This window comes from Defluviimonas sp. SAOS-178_SWC, from assembly GCF_039830135.1.
Classification (GTDB): Bacteria; Pseudomonadota; Alphaproteobacteria; order Rhodobacterales; family Rhodobacteraceae; genus Albidovulum.
In genome coordinates this window covers 1,339,203-1,359,580 of record NZ_CP156081.1, presented here as the reverse complement: position 1 = coordinate 1,359,580, position 20,378 = coordinate 1,339,203, and the positions used below count along the sequence as shown (strand labels likewise).

The 20,378-nt window shown below is 62.2% G+C and carries 19 protein-coding genes and 2 pseudogenes; 10 read left to right on the top strand and 11 right to left on the bottom strand.

Annotated features, from left to right (window positions below):
- Positions 1–163: 163 nt before the first annotated feature.
- From V5734_RS07435 to V5734_RS07425, 3 genes are all read right to left on the bottom strand, one after another.
- Complete coding sequence (locus tag V5734_RS07435) at positions 164–661, bottom strand: MarR family winged helix-turn-helix transcriptional regulator (RefSeq protein ID WP_347312869.1); 498 nt, start codon at positions 659–661, stop codon at positions 164–166.
- Between the two features lie 83 nt (positions 662–744).
- A complete protein-coding gene (locus V5734_RS07430) occupies positions 745–1,020 on the bottom strand; it encodes a succinate dehydrogenase assembly factor 2 (RefSeq protein ID WP_347312868.1) in 276 nt (91 codons plus the stop codon).
- Positions 1,017–1,430 carry a helix-turn-helix domain-containing protein gene (locus tag V5734_RS07425; protein WP_347312867.1) on the bottom strand — a complete coding sequence of 138 codons (414 nt, stop codon included), beginning with the start codon at positions 1,428–1,430 and terminating at the stop codon, positions 1,017–1,019. The genes V5734_RS07430 and V5734_RS07425 overlap by 4 nt, the downstream gene beginning before the upstream one ends.
- An 86-nt stretch (positions 1,431–1,516) precedes the next feature.
- Here V5734_RS07425 and V5734_RS07420 point away from each other — a divergent pair, with 86 nt between their 5' ends.
- Both V5734_RS07420 and V5734_RS07415 read left to right on the top strand, forming a co-directional pair.
- Positions 1,517–2,719, top strand: coding sequence for a pyridoxal phosphate-dependent aminotransferase (locus V5734_RS07420; RefSeq protein WP_347312866.1), 1,203 nt, complete (start codon positions 1,517–1,519; stop codon positions 2,717–2,719).
- 9 nt (positions 2,720–2,728) lie between these two features.
- On the top strand, positions 2,729–3,148 hold the full coding sequence (locus V5734_RS07415) for a hypothetical protein (protein ID WP_347312865.1): 420 nt from the start codon (positions 2,729–2,731) through the stop codon (positions 3,146–3,148).
- 256 nt (positions 3,149–3,404) lie between these two features.
- Here the strand turns inward: V5734_RS07415 and V5734_RS07410 are convergent, their stop codons facing one another.
- From V5734_RS07410 to ppk2, 3 genes are all read right to left on the bottom strand, one after another.
- The gene (locus V5734_RS07410) at positions 3,405–4,757 is read right to left on the bottom strand and encodes an MATE family efflux transporter (RefSeq protein ID WP_347312864.1); all 1,353 of its coding nucleotides are present in this window, start codon (positions 4,755–4,757) and stop codon (positions 3,405–3,407) included.
- A gap of 64 nt (positions 4,758–4,821) precedes the next feature.
- Positions 4,822–5,370: a GNAT family N-acetyltransferase gene (locus V5734_RS07405; protein WP_347312863.1), complete on the bottom strand. Its 549-nt coding sequence runs from the start codon at positions 5,368–5,370 to the stop codon at positions 4,822–4,824.
- A 190-nt stretch (positions 5,371–5,560) separates the two neighbouring features.
- Positions 5,561–6,670, bottom strand: coding sequence for a polyphosphate kinase 2 (ppk2, locus tag V5734_RS07400; protein WP_347312862.1), 1,110 nt, complete (start codon positions 6,668–6,670; stop codon positions 5,561–5,563).
- A gap of 305 nt (positions 6,671–6,975) precedes the next feature.
- Between ppk2 and V5734_RS07395 the strand changes: the two genes are divergently transcribed.
- Entirely contained in the window at positions 6,976–7,635 is a 660-nt protein-coding gene (locus V5734_RS07395) for a glutathione S-transferase family protein (RefSeq protein WP_347312861.1), read from the top strand.
- 75 nt (positions 7,636–7,710) lie between these two features.
- Here the strand turns inward: V5734_RS07395 and V5734_RS07390 are convergent, their stop codons facing one another.
- Positions 7,711–8,325 (bottom strand): SAM-dependent methyltransferase, encoded by a 615-nt coding sequence (locus V5734_RS07390; RefSeq protein ID WP_347312860.1) that lies wholly within the window; start codon positions 8,323–8,325, stop codon positions 7,711–7,713.
- A gap of 138 nt (positions 8,326–8,463) precedes the next feature.
- Here V5734_RS07390 and parE point away from each other — a divergent pair, with 138 nt between their 5' ends.
- The 5 genes and pseudogenes from parE (at position 8,464) to V5734_RS07360 (ending at position 14,381) form a co-directional block, all read left to right on the top strand.
- Positions 8,464–10,419 (top strand): DNA topoisomerase IV subunit B, encoded by a 1,956-nt coding sequence (gene parE / locus V5734_RS07385; protein ID WP_347312859.1) that lies wholly within the window; start codon positions 8,464–8,466, stop codon positions 10,417–10,419.
- A gap of 22 nt (positions 10,420–10,441) precedes the next feature.
- Complete coding sequence (locus V5734_RS07380) at positions 10,442–11,143, top strand: hypothetical protein (RefSeq protein WP_347312858.1); 702 nt, start codon at positions 10,442–10,444, stop codon at positions 11,141–11,143.
- Between the two features lie 323 nt (positions 11,144–11,466).
- Positions 11,467–11,749, top strand: a pseudogene (locus V5734_RS07370) (IS5/IS1182 family transposase); the annotation flags it as partial.
- 179 nt (positions 11,750–11,928) lie between these two features.
- Positions 11,929–13,725, top strand: a complete 1,797-nt coding sequence (locus V5734_RS07365; protein ID WP_347312856.1) for an AMP-binding protein — start codon at positions 11,929–11,931, stop codon at positions 13,723–13,725.
- On the top strand, positions 13,722–14,381 hold the full coding sequence (locus V5734_RS07360) for a TetR family transcriptional regulator (RefSeq protein ID WP_347312855.1): 660 nt from the start codon (positions 13,722–13,724) through the stop codon (positions 14,379–14,381). Before V5734_RS07365 ends, V5734_RS07360 begins: the two co-directional genes overlap by 4 nt.
- Positions 14,382–14,420: 39 nt before the next feature.
- Here the strand turns inward: V5734_RS07360 and V5734_RS07355 are convergent, their stop codons facing one another.
- Positions 14,421–14,567, bottom strand: coding sequence for a hypothetical protein (locus V5734_RS07355; RefSeq protein WP_347312854.1), 147 nt, complete (start codon positions 14,565–14,567; stop codon positions 14,421–14,423).
- Positions 14,568–14,683: 116 nt separating this feature from the next.
- On the opposite strand from V5734_RS07355, the pseudogene V5734_RS07350 reads away from it, so the two are divergent.
- Positions 14,684–14,827 (top strand): annotated as a pseudogene (locus tag V5734_RS07350) (IS5/IS1182 family transposase); the annotation flags it as partial.
- Between the two features lie 216 nt (positions 14,828–15,043).
- Here the strand turns inward: V5734_RS07350 and V5734_RS07345 are convergent.
- From V5734_RS07345 to V5734_RS07335, 3 genes are read right to left on the bottom strand one after another with little or no spacing between them, the layout of a single operon-like run.
- A complete protein-coding gene (locus tag V5734_RS07345) occupies positions 15,044–16,135 on the bottom strand; it encodes a TRAP transporter substrate-binding protein (protein WP_347312853.1) in 1,092 nt (363 codons plus the stop codon).
- 46 nt (positions 16,136–16,181) lie between these two features.
- Complete coding sequence (locus tag V5734_RS07340; RefSeq protein WP_347312852.1) at positions 16,182–17,567, bottom strand: TRAP transporter large permease; 1,386 nt, start codon at positions 17,565–17,567, stop codon at positions 16,182–16,184.
- Complete coding sequence (locus V5734_RS07335) at positions 17,564–18,187, bottom strand: TRAP transporter small permease subunit (RefSeq protein WP_347312851.1); 624 nt, start codon at positions 18,185–18,187, stop codon at positions 17,564–17,566. Before V5734_RS07335 ends, V5734_RS07340 begins: the two co-directional genes overlap by 4 nt.
- Positions 18,188–18,572: 385 nt before the next feature.
- Between V5734_RS07335 and V5734_RS07330 the strand changes: the two genes are divergently transcribed.
- Complete coding sequence (locus V5734_RS07330; RefSeq protein ID WP_347312850.1) at positions 18,573–20,375, top strand: hydantoinase B/oxoprolinase family protein; 1,803 nt, start codon at positions 18,573–18,575, stop codon at positions 20,373–20,375.
- The last annotated feature ends 3 nt before the right edge of the window (positions 20,376–20,378 follow it).

Genomic DNA, 20,378 nt, shown 5'->3' with positions numbered 1-20,378 from the left:
CACGCTATGAGCGATCCTCCTCTCCTTCTGCACGACCGTCAGAGGAGCCGGCGGCTCCAGACGCCTCTCCACTCACGGATAAACGGCGCCGGCCCGACTCAGAACCCTTGTCGGACCGGTTTCCGATCAGCCCGCACGGGGGGCCCGAAACAGGCATCCATGATCAATAGATGTAGCGGATCTGGTCGGTCCAGAACCGCTCCATCCGCTTGAGAAGCGTGTTGACATCGTCGTCGCCGGAGAAGCCGATCACGCCGCGCGTTTCCAGCACGTCGGCATGGCGCCGGAAGAGCGCCGCGACCGCGTCGCGCACCGCCCTGCCCTTCGCCGTCAGCCGCACCCGGACCGAGCGCCGGTCGACCTCGCAGCGCTCATGGTGCATGTATCCCGCCTCCACCAGCTTCTTGAGGTTGTAGCTGACATTGGAGCCCTGATAGTAGCCGCGACTTTTCAACTCGCCCGCTGTCACCTCGTGCTCGCCGATGTTGAAGAGCAGGAGCGCCTGCACCGCATTGATCTCGATTTGGCCTAGCCGCTCGAATTCGTCCTTGATCACGTCAAGAAGCAGCCGGTGCAGCCGTTCGACCAGACCAAGCGTCTCCAGGTAATGCTCCATCACCCCGTCGCGGGGGCGTTCCTCGACCGTCGCATGAAGGGTCATCTCTCTCTCCGCCTACTGTGCTGCCCGACAGGCAGATTGGTCGGAAAGGGCAAAATTTCGGTTAAACGTCTCGAAACCGTGGCTCAGGAGGCTGATCTGCGCCCCGCGCACGCGAAGGCGCCGATCTCGTCGATGAGACCGGCGAACCGCGCCGGCGCCGGGGCGGCGCCGGTGATCCAGGGGTAGATGTCCTGATCGTTCTCGCCCAGAAGCGCATCGTAAAGGTCGAGCGCGGCGGGCATCATCGCCGCCAGATGCGCGTCGGCGAAGGGGCCGAGGATCAGGTCCATTTCCTTCGTGCCCCGCCGCCACGACCGCATCGTCATCCGCTTGAGGCGGTCGGCCGCTTCCTCGGTCATGCGGCCTCGCTCGTCAGCGCGAGGCGGAGGCGGGATTCGAGCCTGCCCAGCCGGTCCGCGAGATCGCCCATCTCGGTGCGGATCTGGCGGATTTCCGGCAAGAGAGCGGCACTCTCGGCCGACATCGCCGAACGCGCATCCGGCGCCTCAATCCCGTCGCCCTCACCGGTCAGGAGCCACATGAGCGAGACGTTGAGCATGCCGGCGAGCATCTGCAAGCGGTTGGCGCGCGGCTCCTTCAGGTCCTCCTCCCAACCCTGGATCACCTTGGTGCGGACACCGAGCCGCTGGGCCAGATCCTTCTGGCTGAGGCCCATCGCCTCCCGGGCGCCGGCAAGACGGTCTCCGAAAGTCGCGGTTTCCTCGCTGTACCAGTTTTTCTCGGCAACTGCCGCGTTGTCCTCTGTCATAGCCTCTCCTTTCCGATGTCGCTTGAACGGGACGAGACGGCAAACTAAGACATGGGCCCGGCGATTACAAACCGGAGTTCCGACCAATGCCGTTCATTTCCGACACGCTGGCCCGCGTCAAACCCTCGCCGACCATCGCGGTGACCAACAAGGCGCGGGAGTTGAAGGCTGCCGGGAAGGACGTCATCGGCCTCGGCGCCGGGGAGCCGGATTTCGACACGCCCCAGAACATCAAGGACGCCGCGAAGCGCGCCATCGACGAGGGCAAGACGAAATATACCGCCGTCGACGGCATCCCGGAACTGAAAGAGGCGATCTGCGCCAAGTTCAAGCGCGAGAACGGGCTGAGCTACAGGCCGAACCAGATCACCGTCGGCACCGGCGGCAAGCAGACGCTCTACAACGCGCTGATGGCCACCTGCAATCCGGGCGACGAGGTGATCATCCCAGCGCCATACTGGGTGAGCTATCCCGACATGGTGCTTCTGGCGGGCGGGACGCCGGTGGCCGTGGAATGCGGGATCGAGACCAATTTCAAGCTGACGCCGGATAAGCTCGACGCCGCGATCACGCCGAAGACCAAGTGGTTCATCTTCAACTCGCCGTCGAACCCGACGGGCGCGGGCTACACGCGCGATGAACTGAAGGCGCTGACCGACGTCCTGATGAAGCACCCGCATGTCTGGGTCATGTCGGACGACATGTACGAACACCTCGTCTTCGACGATTTCGAGTTTGTCTCGCCGGCGCAGGTCGAACCCGGGCTTTACGACCGCACGCTGACCTGCAACGGCGTCTCCAAGGCCTACGCGATGACCGGCTGGCGCATCGGCTACGCGGCCGGTCCGGTGGAACTCATCAAGGCGATGGGCACGATCCAGTCGCAGTCCACGTCGAACCCCTGCTCGATCGCGCAATATGCGGCCGTCGAGGCGCTGAACGGGCCGCAGGGCTTCCTCGCCGAGAACAAGAAGACCTTCCAACGCCGCCGCGACCTCGTCGTGTCGATGCTGAACCAGGCCAAGGGCCTTAAATGCCCGCGCCCCGAAGGCGCCTTCTACGTCTATCCCGACATCTCGGGCTGCATCGGCAAGACCTCGGCCGGCGGCGCGACGATCGGAAACGACGAGGACTTCGCCACCGCCCTTCTGGAGGAAACCGGCATCGCCGTGGTCTTCGGCGCGGCCTTCGGGCTTTCGCCGAACTTCCGCGTCAGCTACGCTACCTCGGACGCGGCGCTGGAAGAGGCCTGCGGACGGATTCAGGCGTTCTGCGCCGGTCTGCGCTGAGGGAGAGGCATGGCGGGCGATCTGCCGGACTACTATTTCCGGATCCGCGAAAACGGCGCGGCGGTCTTTCGCGTCGACACGGAAAACCGTCAGCGGCGGATCGAGATGGATCAGATCGCCCTCGTCAACGTGAAGAACGGCGAGATCCGCCCCCAGGGCGACCGGGACCTGACCGAGACCGATCTGCGCACGATCCGCGAATGGCTGGCCGAGCGGCAGGCGTTGCTCGCCCGGCGCGACATCGACGACATCCACCGCGCGGTCGACCACCTCAACCTGACGACGCAATGGGCGCAGTCGAAGGCAACGGACGGGCAGCTCGACGACATCACCGATGCGCTCCTGCTGGCGATGCACGATCTGCGCACGGTGCTGGTGCGCAAGAAATCCGAGCGGTTGATGAAGGCGGCCGGAACCGGCGAAACCTGACCGCGGCCAGATCAGTCGAGGCGTAATTCAGATGCGGCGCCCTGAAGGGCGCCAAGCGATGTCTCGCCCCCCCCCGCCTTCTGCGCGGGGGCTCGGAATGCGGCCGTCGGCAAGGTTTGGTCGAGACGGAGGCCGCAAGGCCCCCTCCCCTTCACCTTGCGCACAATATCCCCGCCGGAGGCCCCCGCCGCGCCTCCGCGCGGCGCAAACAAAGGCGTGACGCCGCAAGGCGTCTCGATCGGATCGGCCCGCCTTCTCAGGGGGCCGCCGCCGCCCGGCCCCAGCGGCCCCAGAAGCGGCTCATCAGCAGAACCGCGGCCACGGCGAGCCCGACGACCAGCCCGAACCAGAGACCGGTGCCGCCGAGCCCGAGCGGGAAGGCGAGCACATAGCTCGACGGAATGCCGATGAGCCAATAGCTGACCGAGGCGATCAGCATTGGCACCCGCGTGTCCTGCACCCCCCGCAAGAGACCCAGCGCCAGCACCTGGGTGCTGTCCGCAAGCTGGAAGAGTGCCGCAACTGCGAGAAGCGTCGCCGCATAGGCGGTGATCGCCGGGGCCAGCGGGTTCGCCGGATCGACAAAGAGCCGGATGAGCGGCTCCGGCAGGGCGAGAAAGATCACGACGACCGCCGCCGTCACGCACATCGACATCCCGACCGCGATCAGCGCCCCGTCCTTCAGCGCCACGAGGTCGCCGACGCCCTGCGCCCGCCCGACACGCACCGTCGCCGCGTTCGCAAGACCAAGATGCGCCATGAAGGTGACGGCCGTGATCTGGAGCGCGATCCCGTGGGCCGCAAGCTCCATCGTGCCGATCCAGCCCATCATCAGCGCCGCCGCCTCGAACATCCCGCCTTCGAACAGACCGGTGAGCCCGATGGGCCAGCCGAGCCGGTACACCTGCCGGAAGGCCGGCCAGTCCGGCCGCCAGAATCGCTGGAAGAGGTGAAAACGCCGCAAGTCCGGATTGAGATCGGCATAGAACGCCATGACCGCGAGGGTCAGGACCTGCGTCGCGACCGAGGCGATCGCAGCCCCTTTCACGCCAAGCTCCGGCGCGCCCCAGTGGCCGAAGATCAGCGCCCAGTTGAGCGCCATGTTCAAAACCACCCCGGACAGGGTCGCCCAGAGGACGACCCCGGCCCGCTCCAGCGCGGAGAGATAGCTTTTCAGCGCCATGATCAGCAGGGCCGGCACCATGCCCAACCCGGCGATGCGCAGGTAGTCCTGGCCCAGCGCGGCCACCTCGCCCGCCTGGCCGAGTGCAAGCAGGATCGGCCCCGACCAGAACATCGCGGGGTAGATCGCTATCCCGTAAAGGATCGACAACCAAAGCCCCATTCGCGTGTCGCGCCGGACCTGGGTCTCATCCCCCCGCCCGAGGGCGGAGGCCACCATCGGCATTACCGCCTGGGCAAAGCCCGAACCGAGGATGAAGAGAATGAAGAAGGTCGAGGCGCCAAGGACGACGGCCGCCAGTTCCGTCACCCCGTACCAGCCCACCATGACGGTATCGGTGACATGCAGCGCCATCTGCGCGAGGTTCGAGCCGACCAGCGGCACGCCAAGCGCCAGCAGCGCCCGGCCATGGGCGCCATATGTCATCCTCTCCCTCATCCCCGACGCTTACGCCGGCGATGAGCCAAGGTCCAGAGCGGACGATGCGGCCTCAGTCCCGCGAATCCGGCGGCGCGCCGTTCCATGCGGCCTCGGCCTCTCCCGCGGCGGGCCGCCCCAGATGGGCGCTCGCCATCGCCGGGTCGGCATCCTCGATCCGGGTAAAACCCGCGCGTTCGGAAATCTTGCGGATCGCGAGGTTGGACCTGAGGTAGAAGATCCAGATATCCCCTACCCCGCGCCGGCGCGCCTCCAGCACGGCCCTGTCGAAAAGCGCGGCACCGATCCCCTGACGCTGCCAGACATCCTCGACTGACAGCGCGATCTCGCCCACCGGACGGGGCCCCGGGCGGACGTGAAGCTCGGCCATGCCGCAAAGCTGGCCGCCGACGCGCGCCTCGATCAGCACGGCAGGCGCCGCCCGCGCCGCATAGCCCGCGACTGTCGCGTCCGAACTCGCGCCGAGAAAGCGGTTCAGCCGCGTCTGAGGCCCAAGCCTGAGGAGGTGCGCCCGAAGCTGGTCGCGCCATTCCGTGCGGACCGGCGGGGTATCGGGCGGGAGCGCCGACAGGGAGAGGCCTGGAAAGATCTGAGCCTGCATCGGAGTCACTCGTTTCTGCGCGCGCGTTGCTGCAACGCAGAAACAAGATGGGTCCGAAGGCCCTCGATTGGAATACCCAACGCCCGCAACCGGCAATGCCCCGCCATGTACGGCCCCGCGTACCGCCACCTTGCCCGGAAATCAGGCGGGGCGCCGCCGCATTTTCAGGCGGAGGGAGCGATCTTCTCGATCACCCCGCGTCGGAGGGTGTCTTTTCTCCGGCCGGTGCCGCCTTTGCCCCTGCTTTCGACCTGTGCGAACGGGACGGGACCGGACCGTTGCCCTCCTCGTCCGCGTCCTCCGCGCGCGCGCGCCGCATCTCGGGATGGAGTGACGCGCCAAGGATATGGTCGGCCCCGTGAACAACATGGCTCGCCCGGCCGACGATCAGCGGATCGGGCGCCGTCACGACCTCCAGGTCCTTGCCAGGATAGTCGAGCGAGGCGAGGAAATGGCGCATGCAGTTTAGGCGCGCCCGTTTCTTGTCGTCTGACTTGACGATGGTCCAGGGGGCATCAGCGGTGTCCGTGTAGAAGAACATCGCTTCCTTCGCCTCGGTGTAATCGTCCCACTTGTCGAGGCTCGCCTTGTCGATGGGCGACAGCTTCCACCGTTTCAAGGGATCGGTCTCGCGGCATTCGAAACGGCGGCGCTGTTCGTCACGGGTGACCGAGAACCAGTATTTGTAAAGCCGGATGCCAGAGCGGACGAGCATCCGCTCCAATTCCGGCACCTGGCGCATGAATTCGAGGTAGTCGGTCGGCGAGCAGAAGCCCATTACCCGCTCGACCCCGGCGCGGTTGTACCAGGAGCGGTCGTAGAAGACCATTTCGCCGGCGGTCGGCAGATGCTCGATATAGCGCTGGAAGAACCACTGGCCCTTCTCCTCGTCCGAGGGCTTGTTGAGCGCCACGACGCGCGCGAAGCGCGGGTTGAGATGCTCCATGAAGCGCTTGATCGTGCCGCCCTTGCCGGCGGCGTCCCGACCCTCGAAGAGGATGACGAATTTCTGCCCGGTCTCCTGCGCCCAGAGCTGGAGCTTGAGAAGCTCGGCCTGGAGCAGCGACTTCTCCGCCTCATAGATCCCGCGCGCCATCTTCCGCGCATAGGGATAGGTCCCGGTCTCGAACGCGTGCCGGATGGAGTCGGCATTGACGACGGGGAAGGTCTTCGGCCCCTTCGCACCCGCACCGCTCTGCGATTTGCGGACCCTGGCCGAGGCGGCCGCCGCGCCCGGCGCGCCCTCGCCCTCGATCGTTTCCGCCGCGTCACCGGCCGCTTGAGTCACCACCTCCGTCATCGCGCCTCTCCATCCCTGTGCGAACCGGGAAACGCTGCCACATTTCGGCGCGGACGACCTTGATTCGGGTCAAATTCCCTAGAAACAGCCGGGTACTGCGGCGTTTCTGCGCAAGCGCGCCGCCGGATCGCAGGCCAAGCACGGCCCCGGACCTACCGATCCAGCCATCCCCCCGCACCGCGCCACAGCAGCTCCCGTGAGGGTGGCGAGAGCAGACGGCGCAGATCTGCGCCAGCGCGTGCGAGGGGCTACCGTTCCGCACCTCTTCGCGCTACCGATGAGGTGACCAAGTCCGGGAGAAGACCATGCTGACCATCTACGGCGTTTACCGCAGCCGCGCCTCGCGCAACTTCTGGCTCTTGAACGAGCTTGATATGACGTTCGAACACGTGCCGGTGATCCAGGGCTACCGCCTGCCCGATCCGGGCGCCGAGGACGCGCCGTTCAACACGCTGTCGCCCGGCTTCCTGTCGATCAGCCCGGCCGGTGCCGTCCCGGTCCTGAAGGACGGCGATTTCGTCCTGTCGGAATCGCTCGCGATGAACCTCTACATCGCCCGGAAGGCCGGCGGGCCGCTGGCCCCCGCGAACGAACAGGAAAACGCCCTGATGGAGCAATGGGCGCTTTACGGCATGACCGCCATCGAGAGCCACGCCCTCACCATCATGTACGCTCATGCCGAGGGTCGCGCGAAGACTCCGGAAGGCCAGGCCGAGATCGCCGCCGGGGAAGCGCGTCTGCGCCGCCCCCTCGGAGTTCTCAACTCCCACCTGCGCGAAAACGGCCACATGATCGGCGGCCGTTTCACGGTGGCCGACATCAACATGGCCGAAATCGTGCGCTACACCCAGGCCGAGCCGGCCCTTCTGTCGGCCTATCCCGACATCGAGAAATGGCTCGCCGCCTGCCACGCGCGTCCCGCCTTCAAGGCGATGTGGGAAAAGCGGCTGGCGGAGCCGGCATAGGTCTCACCGGCATGGCATCGTGACGAACAGTTGTCTGCCGTCTTCGATGACCGGGACGCCGGGCCGCGCCTTAGTTCACCCCTTTGCGTGGCCCTCTCGCCCCGGCTTCCGCGCCACGAAGTCGATCAGCGCGGAGCGGCCCGAATGGCCCTTGCCTTCATCCACCTCGGCGTCGAAATCCGCGTCCCTCAGCACGTCGTAACCCGCGAAACTCTCCCGCAAGAGGTCGAGCGTGTACATGTTCTCGCGATAGGGCGGCCCGCCCGTCCCGTAGTCCACCTGACGTGGCGCGTAGCCGTGGAGGAGAAGAAGGCCACCGGGCCGCAGCGAGCGGTCGAGCCGGTCGAAAAGCACGACCCGTTCATCCGGGCCGACGAACTGGATGAAGATGCCCGCCACCACGTCGAACGGCCGGGACCAGTCCCAACCGTCGAGGTCGCAAAGCTGGAAATCGACTGTGACGTCCCGCTCACTCGCCAACTTCCGCGCCTTGGCCACCGCATTCGCCGCCGGATCGAACGCGGTCACGCGAAGCCCCTGCCCGGCCAGCCACACGGAATTCCGCCCCTCGCCATCGGCGACGCACAACGCGCTCTGCCCCGGCGAGAGGAACCTCTCCACCCGCCGCAGGAAATCCGCGGGCTCGGTTCCGAACAGATAGTCGTCCCTCGCGTAGCGGTCATTCCACATCGCGACTCGCCCTCGTCTCGCGGACTGCGCGGGGCCCTATATTTCGGCCCGTTCGCCCCGATTGGCGGGCACATGCGCTTGCCCCGCCCGCCCCCGCATGGTCTAATCCCGCCTCAATCATAAAGACGAGCAGAGCGCATGGCGAACGACTTCTTTTCCGGCCAGCCGGACGACTATAACGCCTCCTCCATCGAGGTGCTGGAAGGGCTCGAACCCGTCCGCAAACGCCCCGGCATGTATATCGGCGGCACCGACGAACGCGCGCTCCATCACCTCGTCGCCGAAGTGCTCGACAACTCGATGGACGAGGCCGTCGCGGGCCATGCCAACCGGATCGAGGTGGAGCTTCACGCCGACTACGCCGTCACCATCCGCGACAACGGCCGCGGCATCCCGATCGACCCGCATCCGAAGTTTCCCGGCAAATCCGCGCTCGAAGTGATCCTCTGCACGCTCCATGCCGGCGGCAAGTTCTCCGGCAAGGCCTACGAGACGAGCGGGGGCCTTCACGGCGTCGGCGCCTCCGTCGTCAACGCGCTGTCCGACAGCATGGTGGTCGAGGTCGCGCGGAACAAGGAGCTCTTCGAACAGCGCTTCTCGCGCGGCATCCCGCTCGGCCCGGTGAAGAAGATCGGCGCCGCCCCGAACCGCCGCGGCACCTCCGTCACCTTCCATGCCGACGAGGAGATCTTCGGCCACCACCGCTTCAAGCCGGCGCGGCTTCTGAAGATGGTGCGTTCCAAGGCCTACCTCTTCTCCGGGGTCGAAATCCGCTGGAAATCCGCCATCGACGACGGCGAAACCCCGGCCGAGGCGGTCTTCCACTTCCCCGGCGGCCTCTCGGATTACCTCGCCGAGAACCTCCAGGGCTCCTCGACCTATGCGGACCGGCCCTTCGCCGGCAAGGTCAGCTTTCACGACAAGTTCGGCGAACCGGGTTCGGTCGAATGGGCGATCAACTGGACGCCGTCGCGCGACGGTTTCATCCAGTCCTACTGCAACACGGTGCCGACGCCCGAGGGCGGCACCCATGAATCCGGCTTCTGGTCCGCGATCCTCAAGGGCATCCGCGCCTATGGCGACCTCGTGAAGAACCGCAAGGCCGAGATGATCACCCGCGACGACCTGATGACCGGGGGCTGCGCGCTGGTCTCGTGCTTCATCCGGGAGCCGCAATTCGTCGGCCAGACCAAGGACCGCCTCGCGACCGAGGCCGCCGCGCGCATGACCGAGGGCGCGGTGCGCGATCATTTCGACAACTGGCTCGCCTCCGACACCAAATCGGCGGGCGCGATCCTCGATTTCCTCGTCCTGCGCGCCGAGGAACGCCTGCGCCGCCGGCAGGAGAAGGAAACCGCCCGCAAGTCCGCCACGAAGAAGCTGCGCCTGCCCGGCAAGCTCGTCGACTGCTCCGCCACCAACCGGGAAGGCACCGAGCTGTTCATCGTCGAAGGCGACTCGGCCGGCGGCTCCGCCAAGATGGCGCGGGACCGCAGGACGCAAGCCCTCCTGCCCCTGCGCGGCAAGATCCTCAACGTCCTCGGCGCCGCGTCCTCCAAACTCGGCTCCAACCAGGAGATCAGCGATCTCTCGCAGGCCCTCGGCTGCGGCATGGGCACCAGGTTCAACATCGACGACCTGCGCTACGAGAAGGTCATCATCATGACCGACGCCGACGTGGACGGGGCGCATATCGCCTCGCTCCTGATGACCTTCTTCTTCACCCAGATGCGGCCGATGATCGACAAGGGCCACCTCTACCTCGCCTGCCCGCCCTTGTACCGGCTGACCCAAGGCGCGCGGCGCATCTACGTCGCCGACGACGCCGAGAAGGAGGCGATGCTGGCCAAGGGCCTCGGCGGCAAGGGCAAGATCGACGTCCAGCGCTTCAAGGGCCTCGGCGAGATGGACGCCAAGGACCTGAAAGACACCACCATGAACCCCGAGACAAGGAAACTGATCCGGGTCAGCATCGACGAGGACGAACCCGGCGAGACCTCCGACCTCGTGGAGCGGCTGATGGGCAAGAAGCCGGAACTGCGGTTCCAGTATATCTCCGAGAACGCGCGGTTCGTGGAGGAGCTGGATGTGTGAGGTGGACAAAAGGACTACGTGAGTGGAGATCGACGCATTTCGCTTCTGGATCGGATCTAGCGATGAAAGATCATCATCAGTCTGGAAGATATGGGAGCGAAATCGCCAAGTCTATGCGACGGCTGCGAGCTTTGGCGGTTCGATCAAGCTATCGATCCATTCCCCAGCCTACAATCAATTCGGTTTCACTTCCGAGTACCGAAAACGGGAAAACTTGGATCCCAAGTTAAATGGCAGGAATTCATTTGTAAGATGGAAACGAAAGCGACCTATGGAGGGTGAGGTTGTGCCCGCAGCCTTCATTCAATTTCCAACTGATTTTCTGCAATCAAGAAAGACGCTACCAAAATTCAAGCAAAAGAAGTTTAGGGGCTTTCTTGAGGCGGCGGCGCCGGGCCGTTGTGTCGAACTTGCTTTCTTCATAGTGCAATACCCCAATCAGTTAGAGCCACTCAGCATGAATGGCCCGTACGTGAACCTTCTTCAGATGCCGATGGGCGAAAATGAAACTTGCCTCGTTGGCGCACGTCACACGGAGTTTGATAGTGGATTCATTCCAAAGCCCATTACATCACGCATGACTTGGCTTTCAGATGATGCCAATAGATTGTCGACGGGAGAAACGCTGCAGAATTTGAGCTCTACTCTCTGGAGTCATCCCAAGGATTTTGAAGCAATTCGAATTGCGGAGATAAGTGGCGTAAATATAACAAAGAACGTCTAATATCCAGATGGCCGTAGCGTGCCTGCTCGCACGCACTAACTCCCCGCCCGATTTGCCCCGCGACAAGTCGAGGCATTGCCTCGACGGCCGCGCCTGCCACCCGGCCCGCCCGACGCGGGTGGGCCGGCGCTGTGACCCCTGAAAACTGGACCGCTTGAAGCTGGAGATTTCGGCTACGTTTCCCCGGCTGGGAGAGGAGCAGACTCGCATGAAGGCATCGAAGTTCACGGAGGCGCAGAAGGCGTTCATCCTGAAGCAGGGCGATGCAGGCACGCCCGTGGCGGAGAGCCGTAACCATCGCGTTCAGGGGAGACGCCGTCCCGATCATCCCGATCCACAAGAACGGCGGGCGTAAAAAGACGACTGCCCGGCTGCGCGGGCCGGAAACGAAACCCTGCTCGCCACCCGGCGCTACAGCAGGGCGCTCTGGAAACGGTGGATCGGATACCATACCCGCCGTGAGAGCGAAGCGAAGATGTGCTACATGAAGGCCTTCGGCGAGCGCATCGCAGCACGCGACCACGACCGCAAGACCGCTGAAATCCACCCCGCGTCGCCCTCATGGACCGCTTCAGCTCGCTTGGGGTCGCTGAGGTCGTCCGTGTCGTCTGGCAGCGATGGGAGAAAAGGCTCTCACGCCTCAAGCCGGCTTTCTACAACAATGCCGTGTCCTTGACTTCAATTCAAAACCATAAGTAAAAGGTTAATTATACCTTGAGTGTGCCTCTGCCGTTATGGTTCTGGCTTCATGTCGAACCGAGCCTCGACCACAGAACCTCGGAAAGGTGTCGCTCAAGATGCATCGCCTGCCCATCAAGAGGCAAATCACACCTGTTTCGCCCTCAAAAACCGGCGTTAAGTATCGGAAAGACTGTTACCAAGCGCGGCGAGGGATTTTGGCCGCTAAGTGGACCAAGATCAGATCATTGGAGTTGACTATGCCGGATGTGTCTCGTTCGCCCTATCTGCGGCCAGGGTATGCCAATTACGTTCCGTTGTCGCCAATCTCGTTCCTGCAACGCTCGGCGGATACTTTTCCAGACAAGATCGCGGTCAAAGATGGCGCGACGGTCCTCACCTACCGCAGTCTGCAACAGCGGTGTCACGCCTTGGCCTCTGCTCTTCTCCATCAGGGACTGCAACCGGGGCAGACCGTTGCCGTGATGATGCGCAACACCCATTATTTGCTCGAGGCGCATTTTGGCGTGCCTCTTGCCGGCGGCGTATTAAATGCGATTAACACACGCTTGGATAGCAGGGCAGTAACGTACATTCTCGACCACAGCGATGCGCCTTTCATGCTTGTCGATGACGCATCTCTCGATATCGCCTGCGAAGCTGCGGCAATGGCAGACCACCCGATCAGGATCGTCACTGCGAATGTCACGAACCGACCCGACGGATCGGCCGACTACGAAGAATGTCTGAGTTCCGCCCCAAACGACACGCGCCCCGGACTGCCCGCCGACGAGTGGCTTCCGATTAGCCTCAGCTACACTTCCGGCACAACGGGCAAACCCAAAGGAGTTTTGTGTCATCACCGCGGGGCGTACATCAACAGCCTCGGCAACGTGATGGCCGCGCGGATCGACGACCAGACGAATTATCTCTGGACCCTGCCGATGTTCCATTGCAACGGATGGAGCCACACGTGGGGCGTGACGGCCGTGGGCGGTACCCATATCTGCCTGCCGCGGATCGATCCGGCGCGAATTATGGAGTTAATCGAAAGCGAGCGGATAACCCATATGTGCGCGGCCCCCGTGGTGATGAAGATGATGTTGGAATGGGCCGAAGCGCATGATTACCGACTGACCTCTCCTGTCCGCATTTTGACCGGGGGCGCACCGCCCGCCAGCCGCACCATTATCGAAATGGAGTCGATTGGCTTCGACGTCATCCAGATTTTCGGTCAGACTGAAACCACGGGTCCCAGTCTGATCTGGGAAAAACCTTCGAATTTCGCGGCACTTTCCGTGCTGGATCGCGCAAAGCTGAAGACGCGGCAGGGTCATAGGCAGGTTGCCATTGAGGCTGCGATCGTGGCCAATCCCGACACGCTGCAGGAGCTTCCCCGTGACGGCAGTTCGATGGGCGAGTTGCTACTGCGCGGAAACACGGTGATGATGGGCTATCTGGACGACCCGGAAGAGACGGAAAAAGCCATGCGGGGCGGATGGTTCCACACCGGGGATCTTGCGGTACGCCACCCGGACGGCAGCTTCGAAATAAAGGACCGCGCCAAGGATATCATCATCTCGGGGGGCGAAAACATTTCGTGCCTGGAAATCGAAGAGGTGCTTCAACAGCATCAAGCGGTTCAGCACGTGGCCGTCGTCGCCCGGCCAGACGAAAAATGGGGCGAACATCCGTGTGCCTTCATCGAGCTGAAATCGACCCGCTCTGAGGTGACAGAAACTGAACTTGTAGAGTTTTGCCGTCGGCATCTGGCGAGTTTCAAGGTTCCGAGATCTTTTGTTTTCGGCGACCTGCCAAAGACCGAGACCGGCAAGATCCAGAAGTACATTTTGCGTAAAGAACTGCGGCGGACCGGATCGCAACATGAAAGGGAGACCAGATGAAAACCTCAGGTAACGAGAAACCGGCGGCCGCGCCACGTGGCAAGAATCGCGACCGGACGCGCACCAAGGAGTTCATTCTTCAGGTCGCCATTCAGGAATTCAGCGAGAAAGGTCTTGATGGCGCGCGTGTTGAACAGATCGCCAAACGGGCGGAAGTCAACATGCGGATGATATACCATTACTACGAGAGCAAGGAAAATCTTTACATCGCCGCGCTGGAACGGGTTTATGCTGATGTACGCCAAGCCGAAATTCGCCTCGACATCGAAAACCTGCGCCCTGAGATGGCGTTCCGCAAGTTGATCCGTTTCACTTTCGATCACTTTCAACGCAACACTGACTTGATCAGGCTCGTGATGGGCGAAAACCTGTTGTACGCGCGATATCTCAAGCAGTCGCAACTGGTGCCGCAGATGACGGCGCGCCTGCGCGATTTGGTCGCCGCCACATTGAAGCGCGGACAGGAAGACGGCCAGTTCCACAAGGAAATTGATGCGCAGCAGTTCTGGCTCTCGATGTTTTCGCTATGCTGGGTACCTGTTGCGAACCAGCACACTTTGTCCTGGACCCTGCAGACCGACCTGCAGGATAGCACGTGGAAAGAGCAGACCAAGCTGCATATCGAAGACATCTTGCTGAACTATCTTCTCGTCTGAATCGTTTCATCGTAAGCAGTGCTCCCGTCCCACGGCATTTCAGGATTTGCGGAACGGGATGATATTGTAGCCGCGCATGAAGGCGGTTGCTCCGTAAGATTTGATGGCTTCGATCGCCGCGTTTTGATCTGATCCTGAACAGCCCCAGATTTGCCGGGGGCTGATTTCGACCAGGTACGTGGCCACGTCTTCAGTTTCTAGAGCCGCGCAAAAGCTTGCCTCTGCTTCTGCTGGTGAGAGGCTTTGTTGCAGAAATCGGTTGAGGGATTCACTGCGTGAATCCAGTGTGATAGCTGGATCGCATGAGCAGTTGGGCCGCGACGAAGTACAAGACCACGAACTGGTCGGCTTACAATGAGGCGCTGAAGCGACGCGGGTCGCTTACGATCTGGTTTGATCCCGAGATGATATGGCGACCGCCCCCATCCGGGAAGCGTGGCCGGCAGCGACCCGCCACACAGCGACGGCTGTGTAGTGCAGGCCCAATCCTATCAGGATGACGGCTGGTAGGCGGGAACCGGACAGCGTTTACGTTTATCCAAGGCCGCGCCTCAAATTCTGCGGCGTCCTGACCGACCCCTACCCTTGATGCGGGCACGGCGGTCTAACCACCGCGCCCGCATTCGAACCTTCGCTTGACCCGCCTTGGGGCCGGCGACCCATTATGACACGAACTTTTCCCGTGCATTCAGGAAGGCTGCGTCCGCTGCCTTCGAATAGGGCGAAACCTTCTTGATGAAGGCGGTCATGCTTTCATGGATACGGCCGCTCATCGGGGACTTGGACGCCTCCTCCGCGACGACCTCCTTGGACAGCTTGGCTAGGGCCTCCAGCGTGTCGTCGCTCAGGTACTTGACGCTCACGTTGTGCTGATTGGTCATGACCTCCAGCGCCTCGGCGTTCCGCGCGACGTATTCGCTCATCACCACTTCGTTGGCCAGCCCGTTTGCGCCGCGCACAATTTCTTTCAGGTCGTCATCCAGTGTGTTCCAGGCGTCCATGTTGATGAAACAGTCCATGATGCCGCTCGGCTCTTGCCAGCCCGGCCAGTAGTAATTGCTGGCCGCCTGATAGAGACCGAAGGCCAGATCATTCAACGGACCGACGAATTCGGCCGCGTCGATATTGCCCGTCTGCAACGATTGCAGAACCTCGCCTAGCGGAATGCTGACCACGGTCGCGCCAGCAGCCGCTGCGACACGCCCGCCCAGACCACCGATGCGCATCTTTAGGCCCTTGTAGTCATCGATCGAGTTGATCTCGCGATTAAACCAGCCATGACCCTGCGCCATGACGTTACCGCTGACGAAAAACTGCAGACCAAGTTCGTTATACAGTTCCTGCGACAGCTCATTCCCTCCACCATAGCGGAACCAGGCATATTGTTCCTGGGGGGTCAGGCCGAACGGGACCGGCGCGAGAAAGTTCATCGCAGCATTGATGCCCGACCAGTAGGACGGATAGCCATGCCCCATCTCGACCGATCCGCTCGCCACCGAATTCAGCGCCTCGAAGGCCGGGACAATCTCGCCGGCGCCGTAAAGCTCGATGGACAGGCGGCCGTTCGAGGCCTTGTTAATGAAATCGGCGACGACGTTTGCGCCTGTCATCAGTCCGGGCGAGCCCTTGGGCCAAGTCGTGATCATCCGCCATTTCTTGCGGTCCTGCGACAGGGCAGGCGCGGCCAGCGACGATGCGATGCCCGCAGTCACGGCCCCTACGGTCCCGCGGGTCAGAAATTGCCGTCTTTCCATGTCAAGTCTCTCCTTCTGTTGGTGTTGTTGTTGGCTTGTTATGAGGTCAATTCTTTAGGATCCCTGGAAGCCAGGTAGTCAGTTCGGGTACCAGCACGACCAACACGATGAACGGCACCTGAATCAGGATGAACGGTATCACCCCGCGATAGATCGTCGTTGTTTCCAACTGGTCGGTCGTGCCCTGCAGATAGAAGATTGCGAATCCGAACGGCGGTGTCAGATAGGCCGTTTGCAATGTCAGCCCCATCGTAACGCCTACAACGATCGGATCCGCGCCAAGCATGAATAGGACCGGCGCAAAGATCGGCGTGGTGATGAAGATGATCTCAAACGTGTCGAGGAAGAATCCGAGCAAAAACAGAATTGCCAGCACCGTTAGCGTCGCGCCCATAAGGCCGCCGGGTACGAGCGACAGACTGTCTTGAGCCAGTTCCTCGCCGCCGAGGCCGCGGAACACCAACGAAAAGTAGGTAGCGCCTATCAGGATGACAAATATCATTGTGCTGATCAGTAAGGTGGCCACGCAGACGTCGCGCAGGATCGAGAGGCGGAGCCGCCATCGGCAAGCTGCCAGGCCCATGGCTCCGACCGCGCCCACCGATGCGGATTCTGAGGCCGTGGCGAACCCGCCCAAGATCGATCCCAGAACCAGAATGATGAGAAGCAACGGAAGGAAAAGGCTTTTGATTGCCTTCAACATCAGCCCGCTTTCCTGCAGCTCATTCGCGACGGGCGGGCAGGTTTCGGGACGGAACTGGGAATAAAGCCAGACGACGCCGATGTAGCAAAACGCCAGCAGCAAACCCGGCACCATCGCCCCGGCGAACAGGTCAGCGGTCGATACCGGCACGGCGGCAAAATTGCCCTTCGCCATGCTGGCCTCCATGTAGGTGCCCTGCAGTTGGTGCGCCAGCAGGATCAGGACGGTCGAGGGCGGCACGATCTGGGCCAGCGCACCGGACGAACAGATGATGCCCGCGGCGAGGCTCTTGTTGTAACCTGCGCGCAGCATCGTTGGCAGGCTGATCAGCCCCATCGTCACCACTGTCGCACCGACAATTCCCGTCGAGGCGGCCAGCATCGTGCCCACGACAATCACCGAAATGCCGAGGCCGCCGGGGCGCTGCCGAAAAAGCTGCCCCATCGTTTCCAGAAGTTCCTGCGCGATCTTCGATTTTTCCAGCATGACTCCCATGAAGACGAAGAGCGGAATCGCGATCAGGGTATCGCTGGTGGTGATCCCGTAGATCCGGCTGAGCAGGCTGGACATAAGCGGCCAGAAAAAGGCGTCGTAGCACGAAGCGATGAAGGCGAAGATCGTGGCAATACCCCCTAGGGTGAACGCCACCGGAAAGCCTAGAAGCAGCGCTGCGAAGGTGCACAGCACCATTAGTATCGACAGGAATTCTCCGATCTCGGCGCCGCTCATGCCGTGTCTCCCTTCTCTGGACTGCGCAGAGTTCTCCAGCTTTCCCATAGAAGGACGATCCCGTGCAGAATGCAGGTCACACAGAAAACCAGGACGAATCCCTTTAGGACGTATGCGTGATCGAGACCTGAGAGGCTGGTGGACCGCTCGCCCAGTTTCCACGACGTGATGACCTGCGGCAGCGATACATAGAACAGCGCGCCGCAGGTGACGAACAGCAGAACCACTACGCCGAGGATGTTGACGAGCGCCTTTGAGCGTTCACTCATAGTGCTGTAAAATACATCCACCCGGACGTGCCCGTTGTTCTGGAACGTATAGGCTGCTGCCGACAGAAACGCTATGCCGTGGCCCCAGATGAAGAGTTCCTGCATCCAGACATAGCCGGTTCCGAATGCATAGCGCAGGATCACGACCGTGAAACAGATCAACACCACCGGGAGCATGAGCCATGCCGCCACGGCCCCAAGCGCGCTATTCAGCGCGTTGATCGCCCGGATGATGGTCGGCGCATTTGCGGTCTCGGATTTTGAAGCCATTTGAAGATGCTTCCCCTCCCCTGCGGGCAAAGCGCACAAACCGGTCAGCGCAAAGGCCGGAATTTGAATTGATGGCGCCACATTTGAGCGCCTTATGTCATACAATGTTTACTTACTTGCAGCTGTCAACATTTTTTTTGATCCCAGTGCCGGCAGCAGATTCTCACCGGCCGGAATTGCTGCCACTACCCAATGATTGGGCGACACAGGCACGACCACCCAGGGCACACCTCACGCCTTTGCACTGACGGGAAGGAGGAAAAAAGCTCCATAAGGCATCGATTATTCGACCGACACCCCTGCAACGACCAACCTGTCGAAGCGCCCGCGCCTCACTGACTAACGCCGCTTCCCGCCCCACCCTGCGACTGCCGCCCATTTCGGCGTTGCTCAACATTCCTATTGACGGGCAGTAAGTAAGAAACTAATTACCTTACCAGTGCGAAACCACACTCAAGGTCGATCCATGAACATGCCTCAGTCGTCGCCCCCCCCCACCAGCGCAGCTAGCAACGACTCCCACTCGTTCATTGACTTCGAACTGTTCAAAAACGAGCTTTTCGCGGTAGCGGATGAAATGGCCGTCACGATTTGCCGCACGACCTATTCAGGTGTGCTTCGGGACAACATGGATTTCTCTACCGGGCTTGCAGATGCTGAGGGGCGGCTTGTCGCCCAGGGCCTGACTCTGCCGGTGCATCTGGGGTCGATCCGCACGGCGCTCAAGGCGGTCATCGACAAGTTCGGCGATGACATCCATGACGGCGACGTGTTCATCCTTAACGACCCGTTTGAGGGCGGCATGCACCTGCCCGACATCTTCATTCTGGAACCGGTGTTTCACGAGGGGCGGCGCATCGCATTCGCGGCCTCGACCGCGCACCATGTCGACGTGGGCGGACATGTACCCGGTTCGAACGCAGTCAATTCGACGGAAATCTACGCCGAAGGACTGCGCATCCCGCCGCAAAAGCTCTATTCGGCTGGCACACAAAACGAAACGCTATGGGAGCTGCTGCGCGCCAATGTGCGCCTGCCGGTGCAACTGTTCGGCGATCTGCGCGCGCAGTTGGCTGCCTGCCGGATGGCCAGCCGCAAGGTCGTCGAACTATTCGTGCGCTACGGCACCCAGGCTTCGCAAGATTTCATGCAGAGCGTGACGGATTATACCGAACGCCTCGCGCGTGCCGCTCTTGCCGAACTGCCCGACGGCGAGTTTTCCTTCGAGGACTGGATCGACGATGACGGTTACGATCTGGGCAAGCCGATCCGCCTGTTCGTCACCGTGCGCAAGAAGGGTGAGCATATCGAGTTCGACTGGACCGGCTCTGCGCCACAGGTCAGGGGTGCGATCAACGCCACCCTGTCCGTGACTGAAGCGGCGTCCTACACTGCGCTGCGTTCAATCATTCCGTCGGGGATTCCTAACAATGACGGTATTTTCCGGGTTCTCACCACCACGGCGCCCAAGGGAACAATCGCCAATATCGCCCTGCCCGGCGCTTGCGCGGCGCGTGCTCTGACCGGTTTCCGCATGCTGGACTGCGCGTTTGGCGCGCTGGCGATGATGGTGCCCGACCGAGTGTTCGCCGCTTCCGATGGCGGCAATGTCGGGGTCGCCCTAGCCGGGTTCCACCCGGATGGAGAGCGTTTCGTCTATGTCGATTTCTCTTGCGGCACTTGGGGCGGACGCCCCTGGGCGGACGGGGTCGACGGGATTTCCAACATCTTCGTCAACATGGCGTCGCAATCGGTCGAACAGATCGAATCCGAACATCCGATCCAGATCACCGGTTATGAATTTGCGCCGGACCGTTGCGGCGCGGGCAAATATCGTGGCGGTGCGCCCTTCTATCGCGAGTATCGCATCAGGGTGCCGGAAGCGACGTTGCAGTTCCGCGCCGACCGGCAGACGGTGCGCCCTTACGGTCTATATGGCGGCAAGGCCGGGCAACCCGGAACAGTCCACATGATCACCAATGGCGAGGAACGCCACATCGGATCAAAAGTGACAGAAGGAATCACTGAGAATGACCGCTTCCGCTATGTCCTCCCGGGAGGTGGCGGCTGGGGCAACCCGCTGGAGCGTGATCCGGATGCTGTGCTGCGCGATGTGCGCAACGAACTTGTCTCCCGCGCGCAGGCCCGCAATGTCTATGGCGTCGTCATGACCGAAGGCAAGCTGGCTGTGGACGAAGACGCGACCGCCCGGCAGCGCGCCGAACTGGCGAAAAAAGCCAAAACCGAAACCGTCGCCTGGGGCGACTGAGTT